A 15373-nucleotide genomic window follows, 5' to 3' on the forward strand; every position below is an offset into this window, starting at 1 on the left:
CCACGTCGATGCCCCATCGGCCGGGTGTTCATGCACGGCTCAGCGGCGGGCCGCGCGGGCCGCGGCCACGACCAGGCGCTCCCGGCGGCGCAGCGCCGGCGGGCTGGTGGCGCCGGCGAAGCACAGCCGGGAACCGAGGCGCAGCAGGGCCCAGCCCCGCGGCCCCTCCGGCCCGTCGCCGGCGACCGGGACGTCCAGCAGCGCCGCGCCCCGCAGGGCCAGGACCTTGCCGGCGAGGTCACGCACGCGGGGCAGGTGCCAGGCGTGCGACACGATGCCCAGCGGCCGGGCCGCCGTGTACGGCCCGTCGCCGAGCAGGCGCTGCTCGGCGACGTGCAGCAGGTTTTCCAGCGTGCTGCGCGAGCGCGTCTCGGCCCGCAGCTCGGCCAGCCCGGCCAGGCCGGCCGCCCGGGCCGCGGCGAGCATCAGCGCGCCCTCCCGGTACCGCTCGGGGGGTGCCGGCGCGCCCTCGGCCGCCCCCGCCCATCCGCCGGCGAACACCGCGACCGCGCCGGGCGCGTCGCCCCAGTGCCGCCGGGCGTACTCGACGGCCGCTCGCACCCGGGCGGCGCTGCCGGGCGACAGCTCGTACCGGCCGGCGACCGGCACGACGCCGCGGCCGAGCACCAGCAGCGTGGTGGCGGTGGCCATGGCAGCAATCTACCCGGCGGTGCAGGCCTTGACGGGCGCGGATCCGCCGGTCACCGCCGCGATCGGCCACGCGGCCGGCTGGTACCGTCCGCGCATGCATTCGGAAGGGTCGAACCCGAGCCCGGACACGGTCGCCGCGCTCACGCAGGGCGAGGAGGCCTTCGAGGCGGAGGACTGGCCGCGCGCCGGTGACCTCCTCGCCGCGGCCGCGGCCGGGCTCGGCGGCGAGCTGGCGAAGGCGGTCTGGTTCGACGCCGCCCTCGCCTACAAGTTCGCGCGCGACTGGCCCCGGGCGTACGAAACCGGCAAGGTCGCCGTGACGTTCGTGGAGCGCGGCGCCGAGGAGCCCGCCTACTGGAACCTCGGCACCGCCGCGACCGTCCTGCGCGACTGGGCCACCGCCCGCGACGCGTGGGCCGGCTACGGCCTGCCGCCCTTCCCCGGCACCGAGCAGATCGACGCGCAGCTCGGCCCGGCCTGCATCCGGCTCGCCGGCGTCGACGAGGTCGTGTGGGCCATGCGGCTGTGCCCGACCCGCGCCCGCGTGATCAACGTGCCGTTCGACCCGTCCCGCCGCTTCGGGGAGGTCGTCGTCCACGACGGCGCCCCCAGCGGCGAACGCACCTACGGGACCATGACCGTGCCGGTGTTCGACGAGGTCGCCCTGTTCGAACCGTCGGAAACGGCCACCTTGTCCGTGCTCGTCACCTGCGGCCCCGGCGAGCTCGACGAGCTCGCCGCGGCGTTCAACCGCCGCGGCCTCGGTCTCGAGGTGCTCGCGAGCCGCGTCGACCTGTGCGCCTGCTGCAGCCGGTCGTCGATCCAGCAGGAGCGCCGCGAGTTCGACGGGGAGCAGCGGCTCTTCCTCGGCGCCGCCGAGCGGGAGGCCCGCGAGCTGCTCGGCGCCTGGGCGGCCGAGGGTCCCGGCACCCGATCGTGGACCAACCTGCACCCGGCCTGACCGCACCCGCCGCGCACTGTGTGGGCAGTGTGTGGGCGCTGGTGGTGGGGCCGGAGCGGCCCGGGGCGCAGGCTCGTGGCATGACGACGAGCGCGCGAGCGCTGCCCGATATTCAGGAGATGGTGGTCATCCACCGCGTGTTCCGCCGCGAGCTGGCGGCCATCCCGCGGCTGGCCCGGGCCGTGGCCGACGGCGACGCGAACCGGGTAAAGGTGGTGGCCGAGCACACGGCGTTCGTGCTGGGGTTCCTGCACGCCCACCACGAGGGCGAGGACGAGCTGCTGTGGCCGCTGCTGCTGGAGCGGGCGGCGCCGGCGGCCGGGCTCGTGAAGACCATGCAGGAGCAGCACCACGGGATCGAGGGGCACGCGGAGGCGGCCGGGGCGGCGCTGCGGGAGTGGACCGCGAGCCGTTCGGCGGCGGCGGGGGAGCGGCTCGCGGCGGCGGTCGACGGGCTGCGGACCGCGCTGCTGGTCCACCTGGACCTCGAGGAGCGCGAGATCCTGCCGCTGGTCACGCGGCACGTGACGGCGGCGGAGTGGGCGGCGCTGGCCGAGCACGGCAAGAGCCACACGCCGCGCAAGCACCTGCCGCTGGTGTTCGGGGCGATCCTGGAGGAGGCGACCGCGCCGGAGCGGGCCGCCCTGCTGGGGGCGGTGCCCGCGCCGATTCGGTTCTTCCTGCGTACCGCGGGGGCCCGGCAGTACCGCAACCACGTCACCCGGCTGCGCCACGGCTGATCGCCGCGGCGACCTCGGCCAGGCGCGCGGGGCCGAGCCGCCGGCCGTCCTCGAACGCGGCCCGGAACGCGTCCTCGCCGAGCGCCGCGCGCACGGCGTCGACGTCGGCGGGCGCGTGCCGCCGCGACGCGGGCACCCGGCCGCCGGCGGTGACGGTCGTCGCGCCGGCCGCGGAGACGGCGCCGAGCAGCGTGGCCGCGGCCTCGAACCGGCCGAGCCGGGCGGCGACCGCGGCCAGCGCCGGCACCGCGTAGGCGAGGGTCCAGCGGTTTCCCGCGGCGACCGATCGCGCCACCGACTCGGCCAGCAGCCGCGCGGTGGCGCGATGGTCGCCGGCGGCCTCCGTCACGGTGGCCCGCATGTTGAGCACGGTCGGGATCGCGAACGGGTTGCCGCCCGCGCGGGCCGCCGCCTCGGCCGCGTCGAGGTGCCGGGACGCGGTGTCGAGGTCGCCGGACAGGATCGCGATCTGCGCCCGGACCCCGTGCAGCAGCGCGTCCGCGCACCGGTCCCCGGCGAACCGTTCGTCGGCGGCCGGCCGGTCGGGCACGGCGGCGAGCACCCGCCGGGCCGCGTCCGTGTCGCCGACGAACACGGCGGCCAGCGCCGCCACCGTCGCCGTCTCGGCGAAGGCCTCCGGTCCGGCGGTGTCGAACGCGACGGCGGCGTCGGCGCGGGCCCGGTCGAGGTCGCCGAGGACGTAGGACAGGGCGGCCGAGGCGCCGGGCGCGGCCGGGGAACCGGCCGCGCCGGCGAGCCAGGCGAGGCCTTCGGCGGCGTGGCCGCGCAGGGCGAGGTACAGCCAAAGGTCCCAGATCATGGCCGCGGCCTCGTCCGGGTCGGCACCCAGCAGGCGCTCGACGGCGGCCGTGAGGTCGGGATGGGCGGCCTCCAGCGTGTCGAGGACGGCCGGCAGGTCCTCGCCCCGCTGCGCCGGCCGGGCCTCGGCGGCGACCCGGCGGAAGTAGCGGGCGTGGCGGTCGGCGACCGCGCCGGCGTCGGGTTCGGCGGCGAGGCGGCGCAGCGCGTACTGCCGGATCGGTTCCAGCAGCCGGAAGCCCGGGCCGCGGGCGACGAGCGACTGCTCGACGAGGGTCGAGAGGTCGCCCAGCACGTCACCGTCGCCGACCGCCTCGGCCGCCGCCAGGGTGAACGGCCCGCGGAACACCGCGAGCCGGGCGAACAGCGCCCGCGGCGCCGGGTCGAGCAGCTCGTAGCTCCAGTCGACGGTGTCCTGCACGCTCTGCTGCCGCTCCGGCAGGTCGCGGGGCCCGCCGCGGCGCTCCAGCGCCTCGTCGAGGCGCTCGAGGAGGGCGGCCGGGTCGAGGACCCGGGCCTGGGCGGCGGCCAGCTCGAGGGCGAGCGGCAGCCCGTCGAGCCGCCAGCAGATCGCGGCGAGCGTGGCCGCGTTGGCCGCGGTGACCTGCAGCGGCGCGCCCGTCGCGGCGGCCCGGTCGAGGAACATGGCCACGGCCGGGACGCGGGCGAGGTCGTCGGCGCCGGCGGCGACCGCCCACGCGTCGGGCACCTCCAGGGGCTCGACGACGACCTCGTGCTCGGCCCGCACCCGCAGCGGCGAGCGGCTGGTGGCCAGGACGGTCAGCCCCGGGCAGCGCTGCAGGAGCGCGGCCACGCCGGCCGCGCAGCCGGGCAGGTGCTCGAGGTTGTCGAGCAGGAGCAGCATCGCGCGCCCGTCGAGGTGCGCGGCCAGCGCGTCGAGGACCTCGCCGCGGCGGCGCTGCTCGGCGATGCCCAGCCGCGCGGCGATCTCGTCGAGCACCCGGCCCGCGTCGCGCAGGGCGGCGAGCTCGACGACGGTGTACCCGTGCGGGAAGTCCGACGCGGCCGCGACCTCCAGGGCGAGGCTGGTCTTGCCCACGCCGCCGGGCCCGGTGAGCGTGACGAGGCGCCGCCGGCGCAGCAGGGCGGTCACGGCGGCCACCTCGGCGTCGCGGCCGATCAGCGCCGAGGCCCGGGCGGGTGCGGGCGGCGCCGGCTCGGCCGGCTCGGCGGGCCTGGCGGGCTCGGCCAGGTCGGCCGGGTCGACGCCGAGGGCGGCCGCCAGCGCGCGGACGGTGTGCTGATACGGCCGGCGGCGCAGCCCCCGCTCCAGCGACCCGATCGCGTTGACGCTGAGCCCGGCGCGCTCGGCCAGCTCCTCCTGGGTGAGCGCGCGCCGCTCGCGCAGCCGGCGCAGCCGCTCACCGAAGGTCATGTGGCCAAGGTAGCCGGTTCACCGGCGTTCGATCATGCGTCCTTGAGCGCCGGGCAGTACTTCGTCGCCTCGTCCGACGCCGCCGTGAACTTCTGCTCGAAGTCCGGGTCCGCGACCGCCTCCAGGGTGAGCAGCTTCGAGATGGTCGCCATGAACCCGTCGAGCGCCGCCTTGAGCTTCGGGTCGGCGGCCTTGGCGGCCGCGGCGCCGACCTCCGGGTTGAGCCGCGCGAGCAGCGCCTCGGCGTCGGCCTTCGCCTTGTCCTTCTCGGCCTGGGTGCCGTCCATGTTGGCCGTGGCCAGCGCCAGCATGACTTCGGCGAGGTTGAGCTTCTCCCGCGTGAAGATGTCGACGACCGTCTTGCACACCTCCTCGGTGCCGGCCTTGCCGTCCCCGCCGGCCGCCGACGCCGTCGCCGCCGCGCTCGCGGCGACCCCCTTGCCGGCGTCGAGATCGTCGTCCGCCCCGCAGGCGGCGCTCAGCCCCGCCATCACGGAAAGGGCCATCACCGTCATCAGCCGTCGCACCAGCATGACGGGCAGCATAGACGCGGTTGATCTCGCGCGGGGGCCCGTGCTTGACAGACTGGGAATATAGACGTAGAACAATGCCAGGTGTGCCCGCCCGGACCGGCCGCCACCGATCTGGGCGGGCGTTCCTGTGCGCGACCGTCACGGCGGCGCGCAGCACGCCGTCCGCCGAGCCGCGGGCGCCGCTCCCATGGCCGGCGCTGGCCGGCCGGGATCTATCGATGAACGACGATGGCCATCCGGTGTACGCCGGACGAAGCCTGCTGATCGAAACCGCTCAGCGCGGATGGGCGGCGAACACCTCGTGCAGGATGTCGACGTACACGCCGTGGCCCGAGGTGCTCGGCCAGTCGGTGGTCGACTCGACCGACGTGCCCTCGCCCCACTCGTTGTACGTGGTGACGAGCTGGAACGGCGCCTTCGACGTGGCCACCGTGGTCGCGTCACGGCGGAAGCGGTCCGGGTCGCGGGCCAGCAGCGGCGTGCCGGTGTCGTTCTTCCAGAAGCCCGGCGAGCACACGGCCGAGTAGCCGTTCTGCACGTCCAGGCCGCCGCCGGGCGCGTACTGGTGCCAGCCGTCGGGCTGGCTGCGGCAGTCGCGGTAGCCGCCGAAGACCTTCAGCACCACGTAGAAGCCGGCGGTGTTCGCGGTCCGCCAGCGGTCCACCATGGAGCAGCCGTCGGTGCCGTCGCCGTAGGCGAAGATCACCGGCCGTCCGTTGACATGCAGAAAGGCCGGGCTCGAGGTGTACTTCCCGAGGTAGGCCAGATCGGCGGCGAGCGTGGCCGGGGACGGGTCGGCGAAGCCCTCGTTCTCGTAGTACACCGTCCATTGGAAATGCAGGCGCTCGGCCTCCTTGAGCAGCACGGCGAAGCGGCGGTCCTCGCGCTTGCCGGCCCCCCACCACGAGGCGATCCCGGCCTGCAGGCCCGCGTACTGCATGTCGGCGATCTGCCGGTCCACCACCTTCGGGTCGTCGCCGTTGTACTTCCCGGCGCTCGGCGTGTAGTGGCTGCCGTTGCCGGCGAAGTTCTCGGGGTACCACGGGTAGTAGAACGTCGCCCGCAGCGGCAGCGAGACGCTCGCGGCCCTGGCGCTCGGCGACGGCGAGGCCTTGCGCAGCCGCGCGTCGGCCGAAGGGTCGGGGGAGCCGGCCCCGGACGCGGGCGCGGGCGCGGCATCGGCGGCCGAGGCGGGCGCGGACGGCGGGGCGGCGCCGGTCGCCTTCGCCGAGCAGGCGGCGAGGCTCAGGAGTGCGGCGAGGATCGCGGCGGCCCGGTGCATGCGCGTCACGGCGCGAGGGTAGTTGCCGGCCCCGGATGCGGGCCTTAACGGCGCCTGAAATCCAACTGTGGTTGCATCCGCGGCTCCAACCGGGCGCCGATGCGCGCGGAGACGGCCGCGGCACACGCTGCCGGCATGAAGCAATCAACGCGCCGGTCGGTCGTGAGCAACCTGCTCGTCAACGTCGCGGCGCCGGCGGCGCGATCGTGGTCACCTCCAGCATGGCGGGGATCGCGCCGGCGCCGTTCGACCCGGTGTACTCCGCGACGAAGCACGCCCTCATCGGCCTGGTCCGCTCGGTCGCGCTCGCCGTCGCCGGCACCGGCGTCACCGTCGACGCGGTCTGCCCGGGGCTCACCGACACGCCGCTGCTGGACGGGCTGCGGCCGGAGGCCGAGCGGCTGGGCCTGGCCATCGCCGACCCGGATCTGGTCGCCGAGGCCGTCGAAACCCTCGCCGGGGACGGGGAGACGGGGCGGGCGTAGGTCGTGCAGGCGGGCCGGCCGTTCACGCCGGTCGATTTCCCCAAAGTCGAACTGTCGGAGCGTTGACTTGACCGTTGGGTTATGTGCAATCTTTACGGAACCCGAGCGCTTTCGTGCTCGACATCAACGTCGGAGCCGCCACCGATGACCCCCCGAACCCTGCGCCTGGCCGCCGCCGCATGTGCGACCGGCGTGCTCGCCGCGCTCGCGCCGACGGCACCCGCCGCGGCCGCCATCCCCGACTACACGACGGCGGAGGCGGGCAACCCCTTCGTCGACGGCTGGTACGCCGACCCCGACATCGCGGTGTACAACAACACGTTCTGGGTCTACCCGACCACGTCGAAGGGCTACAGCGAGCAGACGTACCTCGACGCCTTCTCCTCCACCGACCTCGTCAACTGGACCAAGCACAGCAACGTGCTCACGACCGCCGGCGTCTCCTGGGCGTCGTACGCGATGTGGGCGCCCGCCCCGATCCAGCGCAACGGCAAGTACTACCTGTACTTCGCCGCGAACGACATCCAGAACAACTCGGCGCTGGGCGGCATCGGCGTCGCCGTCGCCGACAACCCGGCCGGCCCGTTCGCCGACGCGCTGGGCCGCCGCTCATCGGCCAGTACTACAACGGCGCCCAGCCCATCGACCAGGACGTCTTCATCGACGACGACGGCCAGGCGTACATCTACTACGGCGGCCACGGCCACGCCAACGTCGCCCGCCTGGGCGCCGACATGACGAGCATCGGCACGTTCCCGGACGGCAGCACCTACAAGGAGATCACACCGGCCGGGTACGTCGAGGGCCCGCAGATGTTCAAGCGCAACGGCAAGTACTACCTCATGTGGTCCGAGGGCGCCTGGACCGGCTCGGACTACTCCGTCTCCTACGCCATGTCGAGCTCGCCGACCGGCCCGTTCACCCGCCTGGACAAGGTCCTGGCCCAGGACGCCGCGGTGGCCAAGGGATCCGGGCACAACTCGGTGGTCAACGTGCCGGGCACCGACACGTGGTACATCGTCTACCACCGCCGCCCGCTCAGCGAGACCGACGGCAACCACCGGCAGCTGGCGTACGACCGGATGAACTTCAACGCCGACGGCACCATCCAGCGCGTGGCGATGCGGGTGAAGGACAACTTCGCCGACAACAACGCCCTGGGCTGGAAGACGTACGGCGGGACGTGGACGGCGACCGGCGGCCGCTACGTGGCCGGCAGCTCGCTCGGCGGGAAGTCGTTGCTGGACACCAACTTCGGCGACTTCAGCTACGACGCCGACGTCACCGTCACGTCGGGCTCCGGCGACGCCGGCCTCACGTTCCGGGTCACGTCGCCGGCGACCGGCACCGACGCGTACAACGGCTACTACGCCGGCATCAGCCCCGCCGGCCGCGTCGTGCTCGGCCGCGCCGCCAACAACTGGACCCAGCTGGGCACGGCCGACCTGGCGGTGGCGGCCGGCATGACCTACCACCTGCGGGTCACCGCGGTCGGGTCGTCCATCAAGGTGTACGTCGACGACATGGCCACCCCGAAGATCTCCGCGACGGACGGCACCTACGCCTCCGGCGCGGACGGCGTGCGGGTCTTCAACGCCGCCGCCGCGTTCGACAACGTGGCCGTCGGCGCCCCCACCGGCCAGGGCACCAACCTGGCCCAGGGCCGCCCGGCGACCGGCACGGCCGCCTGCGCCGCCTCCGAGGGCCCGGAGAAGGCCGTCAACGGCAGCGTCTCCGGCGGGAACTCGGACAAGTTCTGCTCCGCGGTCTCCGGCGCCTGGCTGCAGGTCGACCTCGGCGCGACGAAGTCCATCTCCCGCTTCGAGGTGGCCCACGCCCAGGCCGGCGGCGAGTCGGCGAGCTACAACACGAAGGCGTTCACCATCTCGGTCTCCAACGACGGCACCACGTGGAGCCAGGCGGTGAGCGTCACCACCAACACCGCCGCGACCACGGTTCACCCGGTGAGCGGCGTGTCGGGCCGCTACGTCCGGCTCAACGTGACCACCCCGACCCAGACGACGGACATCGCGACCCGCATCTACGAGCTGCGCGCCTTCGGCTGAGCGCTGTTACGTGGGGGCCGGGCCGCCCGGCCCCCTTCGCAGTCCCGGGAACCACCCGGCCGCGGCGGCGCGGGCCCGGTCGGTCAGCACCGCGGACGGCACCGGGTCCGCGCCGCCGGCGCGGACTCCAGCGTGCTCACCGAGATCGCGCAGATGCTCCTGGAGCCGTGACCCGCATGGGCCGCCGGGCTCAGTGGGTCAGGCGCAGGCGGCGCCGGGGCAGCCGGTGGCGGGCGACGACGAGGGCCGTGCGCACGGCGAGGGCGGCGATGAACGCGCTGATCGCCAGGATGACGATCCAGGACCAGACCTGGTAGCCGGGCGGGCGCGCGTACTGGATCCAGTGCAGCGTGAAGGTGGCGACGGCGGCGTAGGGGAAGGCGAACGACCAGAACCCGAGCGTGAACGACAGTTTCCGGTACATCCCGATGAGCCGCACCTGGACCAGGACGGCGAGCAGGGTGTAGCCGGCCAGCACGAAGGCGATGGTGTCGGCCCGGCCGCGCGTGATGGCCAGGTACGCCAGGCCGGCGAGGGCGGGCGGCGCCGTCTCGATCGCGAGGGTCGGGCGCAACGGCGGCGGCAGCGGGCCCCGCAGGTACAGCCGGGCCACGATGATCGCCTCGAGGACCAGCCACGACACCAGGCCGAAGCCGAAGAACGTCTGGGCGAGGCCGGGCCAGCCGGCCTGGGCGGCCCCGATGGCCGCGATGAGCCCGCCCGCGACGGCGGGCAGCACGTAGCCGGGGTGCAGCCGCTCCGGCTCGATGCCGGCGGTGACCCACTGGCCGGTCAGCCAGCCGGCCAGGGCGATGGTGACGATGGTGAACAGCCCGAGCAGCCAGCGCCCGGCGTCCGGGCTGGCGGGCAGCAGGCCGATCGCCAGGAGCATGCCGACGATCGGGATCAGCGAGACGAACGGCCCGAAGATCGGATGGGCCAGTTCGGCGCGCCAGCCCCCGGGCCGGTGCGGCACCTGCGCGACGTAGCCGGCCAGCAGCGCCAGCCAGACGGCGGCGGCGATGACGAACAGGACGTCGGACACGAGCCCCGAGGCGAGGCCCACCTGCGCCGCGTACCGCCAGCCGATCGCGAGGCCGGACAGGCCGTACGCGACGCCGAAGAGGTTCGGGGTGACGCCGGTCGCCGGCGCGCTGTTTCGTTCCTCCACGACCGCCCGTCTACCCGAAATTGCGCCGGTATCCCGGTCCGCGGCCGGCGGCGTGCACGCCGGCCTGATTGGCGGGCAGGCCGTCGAGCAGGGCCTCGAGCCGTTTCACCATCGGGTCGTCGGCGTCCGCGTCGTAGTCGTCGGGCCGGGTCGCGTCCCGGCCGGCGCGCACCCGGGCCAGGCGCAGGATCGCCGTGCCCAGGACGACGACCGCGAGGTTGACGAGCAGGGAGGTCACCCCGACGTACACCGGGGTCCCGCCGACCGTCGTGATCGACCCGCCGAAGTGCGCCTTGACCACGGTGCCGCCGGCGCCGAGCTGCGGGATGCCGTACAGCTGGAAGACGCCCACCCCGAGCCCCACCACGAGGCCGGCGACCAGCGCGAGGCGGTGGAACCAGTTCGTCATCAGCCCCACGAACGCGGCCGGGATGGTCTGCAGGATGATGACGCCGCCGATGAGCTGCATGTCCACCGAGAACGCCGGGTCGAGCAGCAGGATGCAGGCGACCGCCCCGAGCTTCACCACCAGCGACGTCCACCGGCTGACCCGGGCCTCCTCGGCCGGCGTGGCGGCCGGGCGCAGGTAGGCACGGTAGATCGAGCGCGTGAACGCGTTGGCCGCCGCGATCGACATGACGGCGGCGGGGATGAGCGCCGCGATGCCGAACGCCGCGAGGGCGATCCCGGCCGACCACGACGGGAACAGGCTCTGGAACATCTGCGGCATGACCGTGTTGAGGTCGCGGCCGGCCGGCCGGACGCCCTGGGACAGCGCGAAGATGCCGAGCATCGCCATGAGCCCCAGCACCAGGCAGTAGATCGGCAGGGCGGCGGCGTTGCGCTGGACCGTCGCCCGGTCCTTCGCGGCGAGCATCGTGGTGAGCGCGTGCGGGTAGGCGAAGATGGACAGGGCCGAGCCGATGACGAGGGTGAGGTACGCCGCCTGGCCGGACGACCCGCCGAGCAGCAGCCCGTCGGTCTTCGACGGCGTCGCCGCGAAGTGCTCGCCGGCCTTGCGAAACGCGTCGCCCCAGCCGCCGGACATGGCCACGACCAGCAGCGCGGCGACGACGACCCAGCCCAGCAGCACGTCTTTGGCGATGGACAGCAGCGCCGGGGCGCGCAGCCCCGACCGGAACGTGCTCAGCGAGATGATGGTGACGGCGGCCAGCAGCGGCCACTCGCCCGGGATGCCGACGGTCTGCAGCACCGCGCGCAGCGAGGCGAGCTGCACGGCGATGTACGGCATGGTGGCGACGATCCCGGTGACGGCGACGGCGGCGCCGAGCCCGCGCGAGCCGAACCGGGCGGCGGAGAACTCGCCCGGGGTCAGGAACCCGTGCCGGTGCGCCACCGACCAGGCCCGGGTGGTGAACACGAACGACAGCGGGGTGGTGATCGTGGCGAACGGCACGGCGAAGAAGCCCATCGCGCCGACGCCGTAGGTCAGGGCCGGGACGGCGACGAAGGTGTAGGCGCTGTACATGCTGCCGCCGAGCAGGAACCACGTCGTCCAGTTGCCGAACGCGCGCCCGCCGACGCCCCACTCCTCGAGGTTGTGGATGTCCCGGGGCCGCCGCCAGCGGGCCGCGACGACGCCCAGCAGCAGCATGAAGGCCATCAGCGCGGTGAAGACGGCCGTCTCGACGCTCACCGCGGGAACTCCCGCGCCGACCGGTTGGCCAGGTGGACGCCGACGAGGATGACGATCGCCAGCAGGATGCAGGCCATCTGGTACCAGTAGAAGAACGGGATGCCCCACAGCATGGGCGTGGCGCGGTCGTACAGCGGCGTGAGCAGCGGCGCGACCGTGGGGACGGTCAGCAGCCAGTATCCGGAGCGGGCGCGACGAGCCGGCGGTGCCATCGATTCCCTCCACTCGCTTGAAGGCGGCGTGTGGGAGATCGTACTGGCGAGTAGCTTTACGGAGTGTCTCGATTCGGCCGCGGAAACGAACCCCGGCGGCGGTACCGGTCGGCGGCCAGACCGCCGACGGTGAGCACCAGCAGCGCGGCCAGCGCCGCCCACATCGGCCACGCCCCCGGCTGCCAGCCGTAGGCGCCGACCGTGACGTAGGCGGTGGTGGTCGGGAGGATGCCGATGGCGGTCCCCGCGGTGAAGTCGCGCAGCCGGACCGCGGTGCACCCGGCGAGATAGTTGACGGCGGTGAACGGCACGATCGGGATGAGCCGGGCCAGGATGATCGTGCGCAGTCCGTGACCGGCCAGCCGGGCGTCGATGCCGTCGAGGCGTCCCCGGGTGAGCCACCGCAGGGTGTCGCGGCCGAGCAGCCGGCCCAGGTAGAACGCCGCGACGGCGCCGAGCATCGCCCCGGTCACGACCACCACGACGCCGGCCGCCAGCCCGAACAGCGCGCCGGCGGCCAGGGTAAAGACCGTCTTCGGCAGCGGCGAGAGCGACACCAGTGCGTACAGGGCGCTGAAGGCCACGGGCGCCCACAGGCCGAGCGCGGCGACATCGCCGCGCAGCTGCTGCTGGTCGGGCACCCCGACGAGCAGCGCGGCGGCCACGAGCATCGCGACCAGCGCCAGCAGGCCGGCGCCGCGCAGCAGCCCGGCACGAACGGTCATGATCCCATCATGCCCGTTTCGGCCGGAAACGGCGCGGGCCCCGCCTCGGAAGGCGGGGCCCGCAACGCGATATCGCGAGATCAGGCGACGTCGAAGCGGTCCAGGTCCATGACCTTCGCCCACGCGGCCACGAAGTCGCGCACGAACTTCTCCTGCGCGTCGTCGGCGGCGTAGACCTCGGCGAGCGAGCGCAGCACCGAGTTGGAGCCGAACACCAGGTCGGCCCGGGTGCCCGTCCACTCGCCGGCCGCGAACGTCTCCTGGTCCTCCGCCGTGGCCTTCCACACCGGGGCGAGGCCGAGGAGGTTCACGAAGAAGTCGTTGGTCAGCACGCCCGGGCGGTCGGTGAACACACCGTGCTTGGCGCCCTGGTAGTTGGCGCCGAGCACCCGCAGGCCGCCGACGAGCACGGTCAGCTCGGGGGCGGTCAGGGTGAGCAGCTGGGCCTTGTCGATCAGCAGCTGCTCGGTCGGGCGGGTCTGGCCCTTGCCGAGGTAGTTGCGGAACCCGTCGGCGGTCGGCTCGAGGACGGCGAACGCCTCCTCGTCCGTCTGGTCCTGGCTCGCGTCGGTACGCCCCGGGGTGAACGGCACGGTGACGTCGACGCCCGCGGCCTTCGCGGCCTGCTCGACGGCGGCCGCGCCGCCCAGGACGATCAGGTCGGCCAGCGACACCTGCGCGCCGGAGGCGTTGAAGTCGCGCTGGATCGCCTCGAGCGTGCCGAGCACCTTGCGCAGCTGGGCGGGCTCGTTGACCTCCCACTGGTTCTGCGGGGCCAGGCGGATGCGGGCGCCGTTGGCGCCGCCGCGCTTGTCGGTGCCGCGGAACGTCGAGGCCGACGCCCACGCCGTGGACACCAGCTCGGCGGTGGTCAGGCCGGAGGCGAGGATGCGGGCCTTGAGGTCGGCCACGTCGGCGTCGCCGATGAGCTCGCCGGTGACCGCCGGGACCGGGTCCTGCCAGATCTGCGGCTCGGCCGGGACCCACGGGCCGAGGTACCGCGAGATCGGGCCCATGTCGCGGTGCGTGAGCTTGAACCAGGCCTTGGCGAACGCGTCGGCGAACTCCTGCGGGTTCTCGTAGAAGCGCCGCGAGATCTGCTCGTAGATCGGGTCCACGCGCAGGGCGAGGTCGGTGGTGAGCATCATCGGGGCGTGCCGCTTGGCCGGGTCGTGCGCGTCGGGCACCAGGTCGCCGGCGGCCGGGTCGGTCGGCTTCCACTGCTTGGCGCCGGCCGGGCTGGTGGTCTGCTCCCACTCGAAGCTGAACAGCGTCTCGAAGAAGGTGTTGTCCCACTTGGTCGGCGTCGGCGTCCAGGCGCCCTCGAGGCCGGAGGTGATGGCGTCGCCGCCCTTGCCGGTGCCGTGAGTGCTCTTCCAGCCCAGGCCCTGCTCCTCGATCGAGGCGCCCTCCGGCTCCGCGCCGACGTGGCTGGCCGGGCCGGCGCCGTGCGCCTTGCCGAACGTGTGGCCGCCGGCGATGAGCGCCACGGTCTCCTCGTCGTTCATCGCCATGCGCCGGAACGTCTCGCGGATGTCGCGGGCGGCGGCGAGGGCGTCGGGGTTGCCGTTGGGGCCCTCGGGGTTGACGTAGATGAGGCCCATCTGCACCGCGGCGAGCGGGTTGGACAGCTGGCGGTCGCCGCTGTAGCGCTCGTCGCCGAGCCAGGTGTCCTCGGTGCCCCAGTTGATCTGCTCCGGCTCCCAGACGTCCTCGCGGCCGCCGGCGAAGCCGAACGTGGTGAAGCCCATGTCCTCGAGCGCGACGTTGCCGGCGAGGACCATGAGGTCGGCCCAGGACAGCTTCTTGCCGTACTTCTTCTTGACCGGCCACAGCACCCGGCGCGCCTTGTCGAGGTTGCCGTTGTCCGGCCAGCTGTTGAGCGGGGCGAAGCGCTGCTCGCCGGAGCCGGCGCCGCCGCGGCCGTCGCTGATGCGGTAGGTCCCGGCGCTGTGCCACGCCATGCGGATGAACAGCGGGCCGTAGTGGCCGTAGTCGGCCGGCCAGAAGTCCTGCGAGGTCGTCATGACCGCGACGATGTCGGCCTTCACGGCGTCGAGGTCGAGGGTCTTGAACTCGGCGGCGTAGTTGAACGTGTCGCCCATCGGGTCGGCCTTGGGCGAGTTCTGGTGCAGGACGGTGACGTCCAGCTGGTTCGGCCACCAGTCCCGGTTCGACCGGGCGGCCCGGGCGGCGTGCTCACTCACGGTTGTTCTCCTTGTGGGTGCGGGCGAAAGGGCAATCAGGAACAGGCAGGGCAGGTGCCCCAGTACACGACCTCGGCCTCGTCGATGACGTAGCCGTGGCTGTGGGAGGCGATCAGGCAGGGCGCGTCGCCGACGGCGCACTCGACGTCGGCGATGTCGCCGCAGCGGCGGCACACCACGTGGTGGTGGTTGTCGCCGACGCGGGTCTCGTAGCGCGTGGGTGAGCCGGCCGGCTCGATTCGGCGCAGCAGGCCGGCGTTGCTCAGGGCGCGCAGCACGTCGTAGACGGCCTGGGTGGACACCTCGCCGAGCTCGGCGCGCACGCGCCGGGCGATCGCGTCGGCGTCGGCGTGTGGCTGCTCGTGGACCGCGGCGAGGACCGCCAGCCGGGGCCGGGTGACCCGCAGCGCGGCCCCGCGCAGCATGGGTTCCGCATCGAACGTAGCGCGCACGGGGAAGAGTCTGGCC

At 73.9% G+C, this 15373-nt stretch carries 15 protein-coding genes; 5 read left to right on the forward strand and 10 right to left on the reverse strand.

Features of this window, described 5'->3' with window-relative positions; translation table 11 throughout:
* Positions 1 to 39 precede the first annotated feature (39 nt).
* Positions 40 to 651 (reverse strand): ElyC/SanA/YdcF family protein, encoded by a 612-nt coding sequence (locus ACQEVU_RS16470; RefSeq protein ID WP_433324295.1) that lies wholly within the window; start codon positions 649 to 651, stop codon positions 40 to 42.
* Between ACQEVU_RS16470 and ACQEVU_RS16475 the strand changes: the two genes are divergently transcribed.
* Positions 644 to 1612, forward strand: a complete 969-nt coding sequence (locus tag ACQEVU_RS16475; protein WP_433324297.1) for a hypothetical protein — start codon at positions 644 to 646, stop codon at positions 1610 to 1612. The two genes, ACQEVU_RS16470 and ACQEVU_RS16475, sit on opposite strands and share 8 nt — an antisense overlap.
* Before the next feature lie 80 nt (positions 1613 to 1692).
* Positions 1693 to 2352 carry a hemerythrin domain-containing protein gene (locus tag ACQEVU_RS16480; protein ID WP_433324299.1) on the forward strand — a complete coding sequence of 220 codons (660 nt, stop codon included), beginning with the start codon at positions 1693 to 1695 and terminating at the stop codon, positions 2350 to 2352.
* On the opposite strand, the gene ACQEVU_RS16485 is transcribed toward ACQEVU_RS16480, so the two are convergent.
* From ACQEVU_RS16485 to ACQEVU_RS16495, 3 genes are all read right to left on the reverse strand, one after another.
* Entirely contained in the window at positions 2330 to 4567 is a 2238-nt protein-coding gene (locus tag ACQEVU_RS16485; protein ID WP_433324301.1) for an ATP-binding protein, read from the reverse strand. The genes ACQEVU_RS16480 and ACQEVU_RS16485 overlap by 23 nt on opposite strands.
* 32 nt (positions 4568 to 4599) lie before the next feature.
* Positions 4600 to 5100, reverse strand: coding sequence for a hypothetical protein (locus ACQEVU_RS16490; RefSeq protein ID WP_433324303.1), 501 nt, complete (start codon positions 5098 to 5100; stop codon positions 4600 to 4602).
* 274 nt (positions 5101 to 5374) lie between these two features.
* A complete protein-coding gene (locus ACQEVU_RS16495; RefSeq protein ID WP_433334958.1) occupies positions 5375 to 6382 on the reverse strand; it encodes a hypothetical protein in 1008 nt (335 codons plus the stop codon).
* A 35-nt stretch (positions 6383 to 6417) separates the two neighbouring features.
* Here ACQEVU_RS16495 and ACQEVU_RS16500 point away from each other — a divergent pair, with 35 nt between their 5' ends.
* The 3 genes from ACQEVU_RS16500 to ACQEVU_RS16510 all read left to right on the forward strand — a co-directional run bounded on the left by ACQEVU_RS16500 (position 6418) and on the right by ACQEVU_RS16510 (position 8933).
* Positions 6418 to 6867, forward strand: coding sequence for an SDR family NAD(P)-dependent oxidoreductase (locus tag ACQEVU_RS16500; RefSeq protein ID WP_433324305.1), 450 nt, complete (start codon positions 6418 to 6420; stop codon positions 6865 to 6867).
* Between the two features lie 144 nt (positions 6868 to 7011).
* Entirely contained in the window at positions 7012 to 7605 is a 594-nt protein-coding gene (locus ACQEVU_RS16505; RefSeq protein ID WP_433324307.1) for a family 43 glycosylhydrolase, read from the forward strand.
* A complete protein-coding gene (locus tag ACQEVU_RS16510; protein ID WP_433334960.1) occupies positions 7551 to 8933 on the forward strand; it encodes a family 43 glycosylhydrolase in 1383 nt (460 codons plus the stop codon). The genes ACQEVU_RS16505 and ACQEVU_RS16510 overlap by 55 nt, the downstream gene beginning before the upstream one ends.
* A gap of 190 nt (positions 8934 to 9123) precedes the next feature.
* Here ACQEVU_RS16510 and ACQEVU_RS16515 read toward each other — a convergent pair whose 3' ends face one another.
* From ACQEVU_RS16515 to ACQEVU_RS16540, 6 genes are all read right to left on the reverse strand, one after another.
* The gene (locus ACQEVU_RS16515; RefSeq protein ID WP_433324309.1) at positions 9124 to 10104 is read right to left on the reverse strand and encodes a hypothetical protein; all 981 of its coding nucleotides are present in this window, start codon (positions 10102 to 10104) and stop codon (positions 9124 to 9126) included.
* Positions 10105 to 10114: 10 nt separating this feature from the next.
* Entirely contained in the window at positions 10115 to 11728 is a 1614-nt protein-coding gene (locus ACQEVU_RS16520; RefSeq protein WP_433334962.1) for a sodium:solute symporter family protein, read from the reverse strand.
* A gap of 29 nt (positions 11729 to 11757) precedes the next feature.
* Positions 11758 to 11973: a DUF3311 domain-containing protein gene (locus tag ACQEVU_RS16525; protein ID WP_433324311.1), complete on the reverse strand. Its 216-nt coding sequence runs from the start codon at positions 11971 to 11973 to the stop codon at positions 11758 to 11760.
* Positions 11974 to 12029: 56 nt separating this feature from the next.
* The gene (locus tag ACQEVU_RS16530; protein ID WP_433324313.1) at positions 12030 to 12698 is read right to left on the reverse strand and encodes a TVP38/TMEM64 family protein; all 669 of its coding nucleotides are present in this window, start codon (positions 12696 to 12698) and stop codon (positions 12030 to 12032) included.
* A gap of 80 nt (positions 12699 to 12778) precedes the next feature.
* On the reverse strand, positions 12779 to 14905 hold the full coding sequence (gene katG / locus ACQEVU_RS16535; protein ID WP_433324315.1) for a catalase/peroxidase HPI: 2127 nt from the start codon (positions 14903 to 14905) through the stop codon (positions 12779 to 12781).
* Between the two features lie 35 nt (positions 14906 to 14940).
* The gene (locus ACQEVU_RS16540; protein WP_433334964.1) at positions 14941 to 15330 is read right to left on the reverse strand and encodes a Fur family transcriptional regulator; all 390 of its coding nucleotides are present in this window, start codon (positions 15328 to 15330) and stop codon (positions 14941 to 14943) included.
* Between the last annotated feature and the right edge of the window lie 43 nt (positions 15331 to 15373).

Origin of the sequence: Dactylosporangium sp. CA-139066 (assembly GCF_050936175.1) — a bacterium.
Taxonomy (GTDB): domain Bacteria; phylum Actinomycetota; class Actinomycetes; order Mycobacteriales; family Micromonosporaceae; genus Dactylosporangium.